Raw genomic sequence first — 16,184 nt, 5'->3', positions numbered from 1 at the left:
CACGTGGCGATCCTGCTACCTCGAGTGCGCTCGAGGTCAAGCGGTGTCAGCGATCGGCGTGCACCAGCGGGGCGAGGAACCCGGTGACCTGCGCGGTCGACGGCTGACCCAGGCGGCGGCCGAGCACGTCCGGGGCGTCCGCGGCGGCGCGGCACCGGTCGGGGTCGGTGTTCGCCGGATCGGCCGAATAGCGTTCGCCGATCATGATGGCCCGGCCCGCTTCCCGTCCGGTACGCAGCTCGTACACGGTGATCTCGTAGGTCGCCCGGAACAGGTTGACGGTGCGGCCGATGGGGGAGCCGGGCGCGGCCGGGTACTGACAGGTCTGGACCAGCTCGCCCAGGCTCTCCTGCCGCAGACAGGCGATGAGCTGCACCGTCGAGGTGTCGCTCGGCCTCCAGGCCGGCGAACCGCTGGTGGCGACCATCTGTGCGAGATCACCCGAGAGATACGTCGGCCGCGCGCCGTCACGCTGGAATTCCGCGGCGTTCGGGAAAGGCTTGCGGTCGGTGCACATCCGGTCGTAGTCGGCCATCTCGAACCGGCTCGCCTGCACCGCGGTGATGGCGAAGAATCCCGCGCCGAACAGCGCGATGAACAGCAGCAGGCCGATACCGGGCCCGATCCGCGGCAGCCGCCGTTTCCGCTCGGGCCGCTCGCGCACGGGGGTATTGCGCCACCGCTCCAGCAGCGATGACGGGCTGCGCGAGCCACGCTGTTCCCGGTTCGCCGACGGCGCCCGGACGGGGGTGGTGTCGCGGTCCACCCACTCGGACCAGTGTTCGGCACTGTCGAACTGTTCCGCGTCGTCGTGGTGCGGCGCGGGCCCGGCCGGCTGCCGCGACGACCATGCCGCCGCACCGGCGATGCCCGCGGCCCCGGTGGTGGCTCCGGCGGCGTACGCGGCATCGGACGGGTGGTAGTCCGCGTAGTCGTCGTCATCCCAGTCGTCGTCCGAATCATCGTCGTAGTCCGACGATTCGTAGGTGGTGGGCGGCGAGGCGCCGATCGGGGCACCGCTCGCATCGCCTGCGGCACTAGCCGAGTCGCCGGTGGGACCGCTTGCGTCGCCTGTGTCGCTACTCGTGCCGCCGGTGGGACCGCTGGCGTCGCCCGCGGGACCGCTCGTGTCGCCCGCGGGACCGCTCGCGTCGCCTGCGGGACCGCTGGCGTCGCCCGTAGCACCTACCGCGTCGCCCGTAGCGCCACTGGCAGCGACTGCGGCACCACTGGCAGCGACTGCGGCACCGCTCGCGGCGGTCCCAGGGCTGCTAGTGGACGCCGCAGAAGAGTTCGCCGACGGCTCCGGCGAACCCACGGAAGGTGACTTGGTCAGGGAGACAACGCCCGCCTCGGCACCACCGGTCTGCGGAATGGGTGGGCTCTCGTCGCCGACGAGGTCGCGGTCGCCGCCCCGGGCTCCACCGTAGGCGGATGCGGGAAGATCAGCGGATCCCTGCGTGACAGATCCGCCGTCGCCGACCGACCCCGATTCCGACGGTGTCTGCGCATTCTCGGCACGGGCCAGGTCCGTCGCCGCCGAATCCGTTTGTCCGGAAACGGTGGTAGGCCCGAGCGCCGGTGAGCTCGCGGGGCGGGGCGATGTGGGATCAGCCGCGACGATATCGCCAGGCTCCACGTTGTTTCCGCGGGAGTCGTCGGGTGTCGGGCGCGACGACTCGTTCGAGTCGGACCCCGGCACAACGGTGTCGATGGCATCCGGCGCATGGCCACGGCCGTCCGAGTCGACCGGCGCCGCACCGCGGGTGTCGGGGCCCACCGGGTTCGCGCGGGTACCTTCGGAAGCACCGACTGTCGAGCCGGCAGTGTCGTTGCCGGCAGCATCGCGGGCGTTGCCCGGGACCGCGGCGACGTCGGAGCTGAGTGGAGTGGTGTCGGCGCTATCCGAGACGGGCGGCGCCGAGGCGAAGGTGGCTGAGTTGCCAAGTGTTGTCGCGGCCGCACCAGTGCCAGCCGGCGTCCCGGTGGGCGAGGTGGCCGTGTCGGTGTTGTCCTGTGCGGCATCAGGACTGATGGAGGCCGAGTCGGCGGCGGTGAGGCTGTCGGCGCCGGGTTCTCGGGTGGGTTCCTGTGTGGGTGCCGTGTCCATCTCAGCCTCCACGTGTGTATCCGAGTTCGATTCCGCCGGGGGCTCGGTGCTGTCCTGCGCGGGTTCGCGTCCCGGCATCAGCGGGGATCCCGCCGACAACGCACTCGCACCGGAGGATTCGCCCTCCGGTAAGGAACCGGTGGTGTCCGCGGCCTCGCGGGTTCCCGTGGATTCCGGTGCGACGGCGTGCTGGCGGTGGGCCAGACGGTCGATCGCGGCGAGGAATCCGGGAGTGCTGGTCTGCGCGACCCGTGTGCCGGTGCGGGTGGCGCCGCGTGCCCGGGACGGGGCGGCTTCGGCGTCGGCGGTGGCCGGCGTGGTGGTCTTGCCGCCGGTCGGCGGGTCGAGGCGGGCGGGGAAACCCTGGTCGGCCAGGTCGACTCGGCTGGGCAGCAGGTGGGTGAGGTTCAGGGCCGCGAATACCCGGCGGACGTCGTTGACACTGAGCCGGACCGTGCGCCCGGTCTCGGCGTGGAAGTAGTCGCGCAGTGCGGTGGCGTCGTCCCGGTCGACGAGGACGGCGCGGTAGCCGTCGGCGATCCGGGATTCCTCCAGGGTGATCTGGGAACCCGGCTGGGGAACCAGCACCACCACCGCGTTCACCCACCCGAAGATGCCGGACTGCTGCAGCAGGTTCTTCGCCGCGAACACCTGCCTGCGGACCTGGACGAACGGATTCGGCACCCGCACGGCGTGGTAGAGCGCGGCCTCGGCGCCGTCGACCGTCCACGGCCCGTTGGGCGGGGTGGCGAGGACGCCGTCCTGGCGGGCGGTGAAGCCCTTCACCTCGAGCACGGTGGCGCCCTGCGGAGTGCATACCAGCGCGTCGACCTCGACCGATCCGCCCCGGCTCTCCGGTACGTGACAGCGGAACACGGCGACGCCGCCCGCCTCCGACGCCCAGTCCCGGATCGCCGCGGCGACGATCTGTTCCGCGCCTTCGAGTTCGGTCTCGTCCGCGACAACGACGATCACCACGACCCCCTGGGCACCCGACTGCGGACTCGTATCAGGATACGACCTCCGCCGGTCACTTCACTACCGAATCTTGTTGCCGAGCAAGGTAATCGGCAATGCCGATTACCGCTCTCACCGCGGTCTGCCGGGGAACCGCCCCGGCGCCGGATCGGCACCGGCGGACCGGACCCATCCGGTCGCGGGCCTGGTCACCTGTCCCGCCACCAGGACCAGGCCCGACCGACGATGCACCGCGAGGAATCCGAAGGGCCGCTCCACGGTCACCGAGGTGATCGTCGACCATTGTTCCACCGGAGCGCTCCCGGCGCGCAGGGAGATGGCGGTGACGGCGGCGGCCTCGAAGCCGGCCGCGTCGAACCGGGCCAGCACTCGCTGCCGCGCGTCGCTCACCGCCAGCGGCTGGTCCGACAGGCCCGGAAAGTGCCCGCTCGACGAACCCAGGGCCGTGACCAGACCGAACAGGGACGCGTGTTGGGTGAGGTCATGGTCGTCGTTCACCTCGAACGGCGGCAGCTGCACCTCGATGCTGTCGCCGACGCCGCGGGTCTTGCGCCGGGTGACGGTCAGCCCGGGGGCCGTGGTGTCGACGGGGAGGTCCGTTCGCACGGGGATCGCGTCGTCGAGGGCGGCCAGGCCGGCGGCGAGGGCCGAGTTGGGGTCGGCGCCGATCAGCAGATGGACGTCGAGATCGTCGGTGCCCGTGACGATCACCCGCGTCACCGCATCCCCGAGGACGGCGACGCTACCGTCGGGGTGGGTGCGCCGGCACAGGCCGGGGCCCTGATGTCCTTGCCACGGACCGGTTTCCGGAGCATAGGTGACCTCGGTGAACGGGGTCACCCAGCGCGTCCGCGCGACCAGCGCCGACGCCAGCGCGAACAGTGTGGACGGGCCGACAGGCACCGGGAACTTCTCGATCAGGCCGCCGGTGTGCTCGCGCGCCCAGTCGTCGAGGGCCGTCTGATCCGTCAGCGTTCCTGTCGAACCGGGCGGCATGGTGCGCACCCAGCCGTCACGGAACGTCATGCCGGGCCTGATCCAGGCGCCGATCGCCGCGGCGACGGCGGGTGAGGAGTCGAACACCCGCAGCAGCTCGAGTCCGGCCGCGTGCGCGGTGCCGGCCGAAACCCCCACGGCGGCGGCCAGTTCCTCGCGCGCCGGGCCGTGCGCCGCACCGGCAAGGATCGCCAGCAACGGCCACAGTCCCGCCCCGGAGACCACGGCATCGTCATCGGCGAAGGTCGTAGTCCATCGTGCGGTCAGCGCATTCGACGAACGCACGGGCAACGCCAATCGACTCCCCATGCCCCGAATCCTACGACCCGGTCGGCGGCACCGGCCCGCGGCCGTACCTCCGTCGCCCGCCCCGGGGGCCGATTCGGCGGGCGAGTCCGTCGCCGACGATGCTCAGCGACACGTCATCCCTGCCCTGCGGCCGTCCGCGGTGGTCGGGAGTCTCGGCGGCGGCACGAAGACCAGTCCGACCGTCTCGCGGACCAATTCGTTGCGGTACGGGCCGATCACGATCCCGGTGAACAACTGCTCGGCCTGTGCCCGCAACCTGCGGATCTGTGCTTCGCCGGCAGTTCGTCGACGATATCGAAACCAGTGCCCCGCCGGGCCCGAGCAAGATCCCGTCGCAGCGGCCCGCCGCTGCGGGCAGGTGCGATGCGGCAGCCTTTGACCATGGGCGAATCGACAAGCGGCAGGCGGTGTTCCGACCAGCAGTCGCCGAGGTCGCGTCAGGGGCGCAACAGGATGGCGCCGAGCGCTGATCGCTGCTCGAGCGCGTGATGGGCGGTGGCGGCATCGGACAGTGGCAGGACGGCATCGATGGCGACGTTCAATCTGCCCTGCGCGGCGGCCGCCAGCGCCGCGCCCTGATGCCGGGCGACTTCGGTCAGCCAGGCCGGGCCCGCGCAGCCGGTGAGCGTGAGGCCGCGCAGGATCAGGTCGACGGCTGTGAGCTGGGCGGGTGCACCTGAAAGCCAGCCGTAGCTGAGGATGCGGCCGGTGCGCGGGGTGATCAGGTCGAGCAGCGGGGTCACCGAGTCGCCGCCGATCGAATCGAAGACCACGTCGGCCGTCGTTCCGGCCAGGACCGTGCGGAGCTGATCGGCCCAGCCGGGCGCGGTGTGGTCGACGACCTCGGCGGCACCGTGCTCGCGCGCCAGCGCGGCCTTCGCCGGACCGCCCGCCGTCGCGATCACCCGCGCGCCCGCCGCGGCGCACAGCTGGGTGAGGCAGCTGCCGACGCCGGTCGCGGCCGCTTCGACCAGCACCGTCGCGTCGGGGCTCAGGTGTGCGGTGGCGAACAGGGCCTGCGCGACCGAGCCCGGCATCTGGGTCGCCGCGGCGAAATCGGTGGCCAGCCCGTCGGGGATCACCGTCACCGATTCGGCTGTGGTGGCCACGAATTCGGCATAGGCGCCGAAGCCGGCGGTGGTGGCGACCACCCGCGCGCCCAGCAGCGCGGGTTCCGCGCCCGCGCCGAGTTCCACGATCGTGCCCGCGGCCTGGAAACCGAACACCGCGGGCAGTGGCGCCGGGAAGGGGAAGGCCCCCGAGCGGATCAGGGTCTCGGGATAGAGCACCGGGATCGCCTCGGTGCGTACCAGTACCTGCCCGTCGCCGGGGCGCGGCGCGGGGACGTCGCGGGGCACCAGCACCTCGGGGGCGCCGGTCTCGGTCATTACGATTGCCTGCATCAGAACTCCATAAGTTGACTGCCGGTCCAGATGTTCGAACGATATGGACCGTCGGTCAACTTGTCAACGGATCGGCGCGAGCCGAGGAAGCGATGCGATGACCGACCGACGCCCCGCCGAACGCGCCGACGCCGCGCGCAACCGTCGAGCGATCCTCGAGGCCACCGCCGCGCTGCTGGCCGAGCACGGCGCGGCGGGGGTCACGATGGACCGGGTCGCGGCGGCCGCGGGAGTGGGCAAGGGGACGATCTTCCACCGTTTCGGCAGCCGCGCCGGGCTGCTCTACGAGCTGGTGGCGGAGGGGGCGATCGCGCTGATGGCCGCGATCGAGTCCGGGCCGCCGCCGCTGGGGCCCGGCGCGCCGGCGACCGATCGGCTACTGGCCTTCTTCGACGCCATGACGAGCATGGTCACCCATGATGTCGAATTGATCGCCGCCTATCAGGCCATGCCGCCCCATCCGCGCAGCGCCGAATTCCATGCCTTCTGGGCCGATCATGTGACCGCGCTGCTGCGCGAGGTGCGACCGGACATCGATGCGGAGACGGTGGGCGCGCTGCTGCTGTCGACCCTCGGCGGTGAGCTCGCGCAGCGGCTGGCCAGGGCGGGTGAGGTCGACCGGCTGCGCGCGGGGGTGCGGGAGCTGGTGCACTCCGTCCTGAGCGCGAAGTAGCCGAGCGCGGACCTCGGGGATCGGTCAGCGCACGTTGCGCGGCCGGAACTGGATGCTGATGCGGGGGCCCACGGGCCGTGCCGTCTTGGGTACCGCGTGCTCCCAGGTGCGCTGACACGCACCGCCCATCACGAGCAGATCGCCGTGGCCCGCGGTGAAGCGGATGCTGGCGCCGCCGCCGCGTGGTCGCAGCAGGAGGGCGCGGGGTGCGCCGACCGAGACGATCGCGACCATGGTGTCGTGGGTGGCGCCGCGGCCGATGGTGTCGCCGTGCCAGGCGACGCTGTCGCGGCCGTCGCGGTAGAAACACAGGCCGGCGGTGCGGAACGGCTCGCCGAGTTCGGTGGCGTAGTGGCCGGTGAGGGCGTCGCGCGCCTCGACGAGGATGCGGTCGGGGAGTGGGTCGTGCTCGCCGAAGAACGAGACGAGCCGGGGGACGTCGACCACCCGGTCGTACATGGGCCTGCGTTCGGCGTGCCAGGGCACGCGTTCGGCCAGCCGGTCGAACAGGACGCTCGCGCCGTCGAGCCAGCCGGGGCGGATGTCCACCCAGGCGGTGGCGTCGAGCTGGACGCGCCGGATCGTCTCGATCGAACCCAGCGCAACCGCCTCACCGTCGAACAGTGAACCTTGCAGGGGCAGCGACATGGGCGCCAGTCTACCGCGAGTTCGAACATATGTTCGCACAGCGTGGCCGAGCGGCAATCTTGCTCACGGCATGTCGGCCCACCGCCCGTGAACCGCCTGGTGACCACGCCGGCTCTGCACACCGCCACCGCTGACCCCGGAACTCGTGACCAGCAGGTGAATTCGGACCGAGCGAAACTGGCCGATCTGCTGGTGGTGGGGCGGCGTGGCGGGAAATTCCGGGATTTCGATCCGGATCTGATGGCAGAGTGCATGCTCTCGCTCCGCAACGGCGTGAGCGGGCGCGCGACCGCCGAGCCGGCTTTCGACCTGGCCACCTGCACTCGTGAATTGCGCACCGCGGTCGAACTCGCGACCGGCTTCCCCCGGGCTGACGTTGTCTGCCCTTTACAAGGTATAGCCGACCCGGGGGCTTGCGGCAAGACCCCGGTGATGCCGCACAATCGCTCCTCGACGTTCCGACCGGCGACTTGTGGGAGACAGTGTGCGAGAAATGAACACCGACGTGATCGTGGTCGGCGCCGGTCCGGCCGGGCTGATGCTCGCCGGTGAACTGGCGCTGACCGGTGTCCGGCCGGTGGTGCTGGAACGGCGCGTGGAACCGGGAACGGCGCACAAGGCCAGCGGCCTGGGCGGCCGGATTCTGGATGTGCTGCGCTACCGGGGCCTGCTCGACCGTTTCGCCGCGGCGGGCAGCCCGATCGCGGCGCCGATCTTCCCGTTCGGCGGCCTGCACGTCGACTTCACCCCGCTCGGCGACGTGCCGATGGACGCGATGGGGATCCCCCAGGCCGAGGTCGAGCGGTTGCTGGCCGAGCGCGCCGTGGAACTCGGCGCACAGATCCGGCGCGGTCACGAGGTGCTGACTGTCGACCAGGACGACACCGGGGTCACCGCCGAGGTGCACGGCCCGGACGGGCCGTACCGGGTGACCGCCCGGTACCTGGCCGGTTGCGACGGCGGCCGCAGCCGGATCCGGGAACTGGCCGGAATCGCCTTCCCCGGCAACACCTTTCCCGAGGTCAACCGTCTCGGCTTGGTCACCGTGCCCGAGCAGGTCACGGTCCTCGACGACGGCGGTCTGGAGATTCCCGGCCACGGACCGGTTCGTCCCGGCTTCACCCGCACCGATCGTGGCGTCTTCGCGATGGGCCCGGTCGACCCGGCCGTGCGGACGATGTTCTTCCAGGTCACCGAGGAAGACCTCACCGAATACGACAACGACGAACCCCTGACCCTGGCCGAACTCGGCGACAGCGCGCGCCGGGTGCTCGGCGCCGACCTGCCGCTGGGCGACCCGATCCGGTTGTCGCGCTACCAGTTCCAGGCCCGTCGCGCCGACCGCTACCGCGACGGCCGGATCCTGCTCGCCGGCGACGCCGCGCACCTGCTGCCCGCCACCGGCACCGCGCTCAATGTCGGCATGCTCGACGCGGTCAACCTGGCGTGGAAGCTCGCGGCCACCCTCGGCGGTGGGGCGCCGGACGGGCTGCTCGACAGCTATCACGAGGAACGGCACGCCGCGGCGGGCCGGGCGCTGCAGCAGACCCGCGCGCAGGCGGCCCTGCGGCGCGGCCAGGACGAGGCGGCCGACGCTCTGCGCGCGGTGTTCCAGGAACTGTTCGCCGACGAACCGGCCCTGCGCCGCCTCGCCGGCATGATCTCGGCCGGCGACGTCCGCTACCCGATGCCGGGCGACCACCCGCTGACCGGCACGTTCGCCCCCGACCTCGCCCTGCTCACCGACGGCGGCGAGACCAGCGTCGCCGAACTCCTGCACGCCGCCCGGCCGGTCTTCCTCGACCTGGCCGACCGCGCGGACCTGCGCGAGCTCGCCGTGGCGCGGGAGCCGCGGCTGGTGATCGTCACCGCCAAGACCGCCGACCGGCCCGCCGACGCGCTGCTGCTGCGGCCCGACGCGTTCGTCGGCTGGGCCGCCACCGTCGACGAACCCGCCGACACCGCGGGGCCCGCGCTGACAGCGGCGCTCGATCGCTGGGTCGGACAACCCTGACGCGGCCGTCGCGGATCAGCGGGCGACCACGGTGGTCCGCTCGATCCGCGACAGCTTGGCGGGATTGCGCACCACGTACAGGCCGGTGATCGCCCCGTCGTCGAGCCGGATCGCGAGCACGCTGTCGAGCCTGCCGTCGATCCGGAACAGCAGCGCGGGCGCGCCGTTGATCTGGACCGGATCGGTCGACACCGTCCCCCCGGCCCGTGGCAGTCCGGCCGACATGAGCCGGGCGACCTTGTCGGCGCCGACGATCGGCCGGACCACCGCCTTGACCACCCCGCCGCCGTCGGCCAGCAGCACCACCTCCGGCGCCAGCAGGTCGAGCAGCCCTTGCAGATCACCGGTTTCCACCGCCCGGCCGAATGCCGCGATCGCCTCCCTGCTCTGCGCGGTGGTCACCGCGCCGCGCGGTTTGCGGGCGGCGACATGGGCCCGGGCGCGGTGGGCGATCTGGCGCACCGCGGCCGGGGACTTGTCCACCGCCGCGGCGATCTCGTCGTAGGACAGATCGAACACCTCACGCAGCACGAACACCGCGCGCTCGACCGGCGCCAGCGTCTCCAGGACCAGCAACATCGCCATCGACACGCTGTCGGCCAGCTCCACGTCCTCGGCGACATCGGGCACGGTGAGCAGCGGCTCGGGCAGCCACGGGCCGACGTAGGTCTCCCGGCGGCGGCCCAGCGTGCGCAGCCGGGTCAGTGACTGACGGGTGGTGATGCGGACCAGGTAGGCGCGCTGATCGCGGACCTCGGACAGGTCGACGTCGACCCAGCGCAACCAGGTCTCCTGCAGGACGTCCTCGGCGTCGGCCGCCGAGCCCAGCATCTCGTAGGCCACGGTGAACAGCAGGTTGCGGTGCGTCACGAACGCCTCGGTGGCGGGATCCGTGTCGTCGCTCATGATGGGTGGTCCTCCAGGGTCGCGGGCGGCTCACCCATGAGACGCCGGAGGCCGTCGCCGTGTGACAGTGGGTTCGGTCACGCTGGCTGGGCGCGCTGAAATCGGCGGGCCGCTGTGGATTACTCCCGGGGGTGGATGCGATCTCGACGACCGGGCGGCCGCGCCGCGCCACCCTGCCCGGCTGGTCGGTGCCGCTGGTGTTCGTCGTCGGGGCGACCTCACAGTATCTGGGTGCGGCACTGGGCGTGTTCCTGTTCGACACCACCGAACCGGCGACCGTGGCCTGGCTGCGTGCCGCCGCGGCCGGGGTGGCGCTGCTGGCCTGGCGGCGACCGTGGCGCACGCGGTGGACCCGGCGCGGCCTGGCCGTGGCGGCCTGCTTCGGCATCGTCACCGTCGCGATGAACATCGTGTTCTACGAGGCGATCGCGCGGATCCCGCTCGGAACCGCGGTCGCCATCGAATTCCTCGGGCCGGTCGCGGTGGCCACTCTCGGCTCGCGGCGTGCCAGGGACGTGGTCGCGGTGGTACTGGTCGCGGCCGGGGTCGTGCTGCTGGCGGGGGTGCGGTTCGACGTCGAGCCGGTGGGAGTGGGATTCGCGATCGCGTCGGCGGTGCTGTGGGCCGGGTACATCCTGGTCGGCAAGCGGGTCGCCGACGCGGGCGAGGGCCAGGACTCGCTCGCCGTCGGCATGGCCGCCGCCGCGCTGCTGCTCGCGCCGTTCGTGCTGATCCCGCAGCTGGCGATCGACGCCGCCGTCTTCGTCGACCCCCGCACCTGGCTGTTCGGCCTCGGCGTCGGCGTGCTGTCGAGCGCGCTGCCGTACGCCCTGGACCAGGTGGTGCTCACCGCCGTCGGCCGCGCCCGCTTCGCCCTCCTCCTCGCACTGCTCCCCGCCACCGCCGCCGTAGTCGGCGCGCTGGCGCTGAACCAGCGCCTCACCCCATCCGAACTCACCGGCATCGCCCTGGTCATGCTCGCCCTGACCCTCACCGCCCTGCCCACCCGGCCCTCGGCCCCGGAACCCCCTGCCCCGCTGTAACTAGGGAATGCGCGCGAGGATGTCGAGCGCGACGGCGGTGGCCGCGGCCTGCATCCGGTCGTCGGTGAGGTCGAGATCGCCCATCATCGACACGCTCCAGCTGATCGCCAGCAGTGCCTGCCGGGCGTGATAGACCGCCAGCGGGTCCCGGTCGGGTGCGGTCATCAGGTCGGCCAGCACCCGGAATTGGTAGCGCAGCCCGGCCCCGAAACCGAGATCGCGGAACGCGGGCTGGTTCTCGTGCCAGAAGCGCACCATGTCGCGGCCGAGACTGTGCAGCAGCGTGCTGTAGCGCAGCAGGATCTGCTCGGCACGCGCTCTGCCGGGCGGTGCCTGCTCGGCCCATTCGACGATGTCGTCGATCCCGCGCCGGAGGTCGTCGGACAGGCTGACGACGATGTCCTCTTTGGTCCGGAAGTGGTAGTACAAGGCCGCTTTCGTGACCCCGAGCCGTTCCGCGATCTCCCGCAGCGACGTCTTCTCGTAGCCGCGTTCGGAGAACAATTCCATCGCGACCGTCCGAATGCGCTCTCGGGTGTCGCTACGACGTCCGTCCACGGGGGTTTCCTTTGCTTGACGACCGGCTAGGGGAAGCCTACCGTCGAACCCGTGACCGAGATCACTAGCCGGTCGGCAAGTTAGTTTTTGGAGGGGTAGATGACGAAGATCCAGGCACCCACGGAAGGCGTCGCACTGACCGCCCTGGGCGTGGCGCTGATCCGGGAGCGGGAGACGCGCAGGCCGGACCGGCTGTACGAGGACCCCCTGGCTTCCGCCTTCGTCGACGCCGCGCGCCGGGATTTCGGCCGCACCGCCGCCGGCGCGGCCCGCTGGGCGCGCGTCGAGGCGCTGGCCGAGCGGTTCTTCGAAGGCCGTTCGGTGGGGGTGCGGCTGGTCGACGACCAGGTGGCGGCGGCGGTGGCGGCCGGCTGCCGCCAGGTCGTGTTCCTCGGCGCAGGCCTCGACACCCGCGCCTATCGGTTGGCGCTGCCCGCCGACAGCGCCGTGTTCGAGATCGACCTTCCGGAACTGTTCGCGTTCAAGGAACCTGTGCTGCGCGCGGCGGGCGCCCGGCCGGCCACGCGGCGGCACGTCCTGCCGATCGACCTGCGTACCGACTGGGCGACGCCGTTGCGCGCCTGCGGTTTCCGTGCCGACCTGCCGACACACTGGATCGACGAGGGCGCGCTCCCGTACCTGCCCGCCGCCGATCATGCCCGTGTCCTGCGAACGCTCACCGCGCTGTCGGCCCCCGGCAGCCGATTCGGGCTCAGCAGGTTCGCCGTCGACCACGACTCGCCGGACTACGCCGAACTGCGCCGGCTGGTGGCGGGCGACGGGCCGGTCGCGGCGGTACCCGGCGACGCGGAACGGCCAGGGGAGCGGTGGCTGACCGACCACGGATGGCACGCCGAGTTCCGCGCGTGGGACGACCTGATCGCGCCGCTCGGACGCGCGGTCGCGGTCGGTGATCCCCGGGTCGGCGTCGTGCTCGCCGAGCGTTCGACCCGCACGTGACGTGCCCGCGCCCGCGTGCCGATCCGGAGACCGCCACCTGGGTTCGACCCGGGTCAGCCGCCCTGGCTCAGATGGTTGTAGGCCTCGTGGACGGTCACCTCGGGCTGGCTGGTCATGCCGACCTCGGCGCTGAGTGGGGCGAGGGTGGTGCGCGCGAATTCCTGGAACTGGTCGGCTGATTCCCAGACGTCGGTGACGTGGAATCCCTCGTCGGTGCGCCGGGCCACGTGGAACAGCAGGCCCGGCCCGCCGGTGCCGCCATGGGTGTAGCCCATCTTCTGCAGCACCTGGTCGTACTGGTCGAGAGTCGCGTCGCGGAAATCGAGTTCGACGACAACGGTCATGAGGCCATCTCCTCGCGGAGTGGGGAATGGAGTGACTTGCCGAGATCGCCGTGACCCGGCGCTCCGATCGGGCCACGCGTGCGCTGAGCGGCGGCCCCGCCCGCCGGATGTGGTGCGCATCACAGTCTATGTGGCGGCCCGGAGTGCGACAAGATCGCCGACCGGAAACCGCCGCGATCACACGACTTTCGGCGCGGCTGTGATCACCACCGCAACACGCCGCCGCGACGGCGCTCCGTGGCCGCGCTCACAGGCGGGCTCAGCTGGTCAGAGGCCGGTCGAGACGCTGATAGGGTAGGGCGGAAGTGAGACATCCTTTAACGGACCGTCCGGTGAGGCGGGGAAGGAGGTCGGCATGGCTGTGCCCGAACGGGCGGCCAGAACCGGCGCGGGTGAAACGTCGCAGCGGCACACTCCGGAGTGGGTGGCGGCCGGCCGCGAACTGTTGTCGCCGTCGGACGTGCAACGCACCGTCGCGCGCATCGCGCATCAGATCATCGAGAAGACCGCCCTGGATTCCGGCGACGCCGACGCTCCGCGGGTGGTTCTCATGGGCATCCCGACCCGCGGCACTACGCTGGCGAACCGGCTGGCCGCCAAGATCGAGGAATTCTCCGGCGTGCGCCCCGCGCTGGGCTCGCTCGACATCACCCTCTACCGCGACGACCTGCGCAGCCGTCCGCACCGCCCGCTCGAGCGCACCTCGGTGCCCGACGGCGGCATCGAGAACGCGCTGGTCGTCCTCGTCGACGATGTGCTGTTCTCCGGCCGCACCGTCCGCTCGGCCCTCGACGGCCTGCGCGACCTCGGCCGCCCGCGCGCCGTCCAGCTGGCCGTCCTGATCGACCGCGGTCACCGCGAACTGCCGATCCGCGCCGACTACGTGGGCAAGAACGTCCCGACCTCGCGCGCCGAGGACATCTCGGTCCTGCTGACCGAACACGACGGACACGACGGTGTGTACCTGCACCAGGAGGCGCAGCAGTGAAGCACTTGTTGACGGTCGCCGATCTGGATCGCGGCACCGCCACCGAACTCCTCGACGAGGCCGAGCGCTTCGAACAGGCCCTGCTCGGCCGCGAGGTGAAGAAGCTGCCGACGCTGCGCGGCCGCACCGTGATGACGGTGTTCTACGAGAACTCCACCCGCACCCGGGTCTCGTTCGAGGTCGCGGGCAAGTGGATGAGCGCCGACGTGATCAACGTGAGCGCCTCCAGTTCCTCGGTCTCCAAGGGCGAATCGCTGCGCGACACCGCGCTCACCCTGCACGCGGCGGGCGCCGACGCGCTGATCGTGCGACACCCGGCCTCCGGCGCCGCGCACCAGATCGCGCGCTGGATGGAACAGTGGGCGCGCGAGGAGAACCGCGCCGCGCCCTCGATCATCAACGCGGGCGACGGCACCCACCAGCACCCCACCCAGGCGCTGCTCGACGCGCTGACCCTGCGTCAGCGCCTCGGCGACATCGAGGGCAAGCGGATCGTGCTGGTCGGCGACATCCTGCACAGCCGGGTCGCCCGCTCCAACGTGCTGCTGCTGAACACCCTCGGCGCCGAGGTGGTGCTGGTGGCGCCGCGCACCCTGCTGCCGGTGGGCGTGGACAGCTGGCCCTGCCGGGTCGCGACCTCGCTGGACGCGGAACTGCCCGGCGCCGACGCGGTGATGATGCTGCGCGTGCAGGCCGAGCGGATGAACGGCGGCTTCTTCCCGTCGGCCCGCGAGTACTCGATCAACTACGGACTGTCCGAGCGGCGGATGGGTCTGCTCGACGACGACGCGGTGGTGCTGCACCCCGGTCCGATGCTGCGCGGCATGGAGATCGCGTCGGCGGTCGCCGATTCCCCGAAAGCGGCAGTCCTGCAACAGGTGACGAACGGAGTGCACATGCGGATGGCCGTGTTGTTCCGGCTGCTCGTCGGTACTCAGGAGGTAGTGGCGTGAGTGAGCTGCTGATCAAGAATGTGCGGCCCTATGGTGAGGGCGAGCCGGTCGACGTGCTGGTGCGCGACACCGTCATCGCCGAGATCGGTACCGGCATCGAGGCTCCGGCCGGCGCCGAGGTGATCGAGGGCGACGGCCAGATCCTGCTGCCCGGCTTCGTCGACCTGCACACCCACCTGCGCGAGCCCGGCCGCGAGGACACCGAGACCATCGAAACCGGTTCGGCCGCGGCCGCACTGGGTGGTTACACCGCGGTGTTCGCGATGGCCAACACCAGCCCGGTCGCCGACTCGCACGTCATCACCGATCACGTGTGGCGGCGCGGCCAGGAGGTCGGCCTGGTCGACGTGTTCCCGGTCGGCGCGGTCACCGTCGGGCTCGAGGGCAAGCAGCTCGCCGAGATGGGCACCATGGCGGCGGGCGTCGGCCAGGTGCGGATGTTCTCCGACGACGGCCACTGCGTCTACGACCCGCTGATCATGCGCCGCGCTCTCGAATACGCGAACTCCCTGGGCGTGCTCATCGCCCAGCACGCCGAAGAGCCGCGTCTGACCAAGGGCGCCGTCGCGCACGAGGGCCCCAACGCCGCCCGCCTGGGCCTGGCCGGCTGGCCGCGCGCCGCCGAGGAGTCGATCGTCGCCCGCGACGCGCTGCTGGCCCGCGACGCCGGCGCCCGCGTGCACATCTGCCACGCGTCGACCGCAGGCACCGTCGAGCTGGTGAAATGGGCCAAGTCCCAGGGCATCTCGATCACCGCCGAGGTCACCCCGCACCATCTGCTGCTCGACGACTCGCGCCTGGAGACCTACGACGCGGTCAACAAGGTGAACCCGCCGCTGCGCGAGTCCGCCGACGTCGCCGCCCTGCGCCAGGCGCTGGCCGAGGGTGTCATCGACTGCGTCGCCACCGACCACGCCCCGCACGCCGAACAGGACAAGTGCTGCGAGTTCGCCGCCGCCCGTCCGGGCATGCTGGGGCTGGAGACCGCGCTGTCGATCATCGTGCAGACGATGGTCGCGCCCGGCCTGCTGGACTGGCGCGGCGTCGCGCGGGTGATGAGCGAGAAGCCCGCCGCGATCGTCGGCCTCGACGACCACGGCCGCCCGATCGCGGTCGGCGAACCGGCCAACCTGACCCTGATCGACCCCGACGCCGAGTGGACGGTGCGCGGCGCCGAACTGGCGAGCATCTCGAACAACACCCCGTTCGAGGACATGACGTTCCCGGCGCAGGTGTCAGCCACCGTGCTGCGCGGCCGGGTCACTGCCCGCGAGGGCAAGGCGGTCGGGATCTAGGGAGGC

14 protein-coding genes are annotated in these 16,184 nt (G+C 71.6%); 7 read left to right on the top strand and 7 right to left on the bottom strand.

The genetic code is table 11. The features are described 5' to 3' along the window. Positions 1-46 precede the first annotated feature (46 nt). The 3 genes from EL493_RS33645 to EL493_RS24640 form a co-directional block, all read right to left on the bottom strand. On the bottom strand, positions 47-3,085 hold the full coding sequence (locus EL493_RS33645) for an NERD domain-containing protein (protein ID WP_162178113.1): 3,039 nt from the start codon (positions 3,083-3,085) through the stop codon (positions 47-49). 114 nt (positions 3,086-3,199) lie between these two features. Then, on the bottom strand, positions 3,200-4,369 hold the full coding sequence (locus tag EL493_RS24645) for a serpin family protein (protein ID WP_019047834.1): 1,170 nt from the start codon (positions 4,367-4,369) through the stop codon (positions 3,200-3,202). A gap of 461 nt (positions 4,370-4,830) precedes the next feature. Continuing rightward, positions 4,831-5,796, bottom strand: a complete 966-nt coding sequence (locus tag EL493_RS24640; protein WP_022566288.1) for a quinone oxidoreductase family protein — start codon at positions 5,794-5,796, stop codon at positions 4,831-4,833. 97 nt (positions 5,797-5,893) lie between these two features. Here EL493_RS24640 and EL493_RS24635 point away from each other — a divergent pair, with 97 nt between their 5' ends. After that, positions 5,894-6,469, top strand: coding sequence for a TetR/AcrR family transcriptional regulator (locus EL493_RS24635; protein ID WP_019047831.1), 576 nt, complete (start codon positions 5,894-5,896; stop codon positions 6,467-6,469). A gap of 24 nt (positions 6,470-6,493) precedes the next feature. On the opposite strand, the gene EL493_RS24630 is transcribed toward EL493_RS24635, so the two are convergent. Beyond that, positions 6,494-7,117, bottom strand: a complete 624-nt coding sequence (locus EL493_RS24630) for an alpha-ketoglutarate-dependent dioxygenase AlkB (RefSeq protein ID WP_019047830.1) — start codon at positions 7,115-7,117, stop codon at positions 6,494-6,496. 493 nt (positions 7,118-7,610) lie between these two features. Between EL493_RS24630 and EL493_RS24625 the strand changes: the two genes are divergently transcribed. Then, positions 7,611-9,131, top strand: a complete 1,521-nt coding sequence (locus tag EL493_RS24625; protein WP_019047829.1) for an FAD-dependent monooxygenase — start codon at positions 7,611-7,613, stop codon at positions 9,129-9,131. A gap of 15 nt (positions 9,132-9,146) precedes the next feature. On the opposite strand, the gene EL493_RS24620 is transcribed toward EL493_RS24625, so the two are convergent. Further along, the gene (locus EL493_RS24620; RefSeq protein WP_019047828.1) at positions 9,147-10,037 is read right to left on the bottom strand and encodes an RNA polymerase sigma-70 factor; all 891 of its coding nucleotides are present in this window, start codon (positions 10,035-10,037) and stop codon (positions 9,147-9,149) included. Positions 10,038-10,168: 131 nt separating this feature from the next. On the opposite strand from EL493_RS24620, the gene EL493_RS24615 reads away from it, so the two are divergent. Then, on the top strand, positions 10,169-11,080 hold the full coding sequence (locus EL493_RS24615) for an EamA family transporter (RefSeq protein WP_019047827.1): 912 nt from the start codon (positions 10,169-10,171) through the stop codon (positions 11,078-11,080). Here the strand turns inward: EL493_RS24615 and EL493_RS24610 are convergent, their stop codons facing one another. Continuing rightward, positions 11,081-11,638, bottom strand: a complete 558-nt coding sequence (locus EL493_RS24610; RefSeq protein WP_030203525.1) for a TetR/AcrR family transcriptional regulator — start codon at positions 11,636-11,638, stop codon at positions 11,081-11,083. It abuts the gene before it with no gap. A 99-nt stretch (positions 11,639-11,737) separates the two neighbouring features. Between EL493_RS24610 and EL493_RS24605 the strand changes: the two genes are divergently transcribed. Next, positions 11,738-12,598: an SAM-dependent methyltransferase gene (locus EL493_RS24605; RefSeq protein WP_019047825.1), complete on the top strand. Its 861-nt coding sequence runs from the start codon at positions 11,738-11,740 to the stop codon at positions 12,596-12,598. A 53-nt stretch (positions 12,599-12,651) separates the two neighbouring features. Here the strand turns inward: EL493_RS24605 and EL493_RS24600 are convergent, their stop codons facing one another. Further along, positions 12,652-12,942, bottom strand: coding sequence for a hypothetical protein (locus EL493_RS24600; protein ID WP_019047824.1), 291 nt, complete (start codon positions 12,940-12,942; stop codon positions 12,652-12,654). Positions 12,943-13,297: 355 nt separating this feature from the next. Here EL493_RS24600 and pyrR point away from each other — a divergent pair, with 355 nt between their 5' ends. Genes pyrR through EL493_RS24585 form a run of 3 tightly spaced genes read left to right on the top strand, consistent with a single transcriptional unit; the run spans position 13,298 to position 16,178 of the window. Then, entirely contained in the window at positions 13,298-13,930 is a 633-nt protein-coding gene (pyrR, locus tag EL493_RS24595) for a bifunctional pyr operon transcriptional regulator/uracil phosphoribosyltransferase PyrR (RefSeq protein ID WP_019047823.1), read from the top strand. Next, the gene (locus tag EL493_RS24590) at positions 13,927-14,883 is read left to right on the top strand and encodes an aspartate carbamoyltransferase catalytic subunit (protein ID WP_019047822.1); all 957 of its coding nucleotides are present in this window, start codon (positions 13,927-13,929) and stop codon (positions 14,881-14,883) included. The genes pyrR and EL493_RS24590 overlap by 4 nt, the downstream gene beginning before the upstream one ends. Next, positions 14,880-16,178 carry a dihydroorotase gene (locus EL493_RS24585; RefSeq protein ID WP_019047821.1) on the top strand — a complete coding sequence of 433 codons (1,299 nt, stop codon included), beginning with the start codon at positions 14,880-14,882 and terminating at the stop codon, positions 16,176-16,178. The genes EL493_RS24590 and EL493_RS24585 overlap by 4 nt, the downstream gene beginning before the upstream one ends. Positions 16,179-16,184: the final 6 nt, after the last annotated feature.

Source organism: Nocardia asteroides (assembly GCF_900637185.1).
Lineage (GTDB): Bacteria > Actinomycetota > Actinomycetes > Mycobacteriales > Mycobacteriaceae > Nocardia > Nocardia asteroides.
Note: the sequence above shows the minus strand (reverse complement) of the source record. Positions and strands in the feature narration are given on the sequence as shown.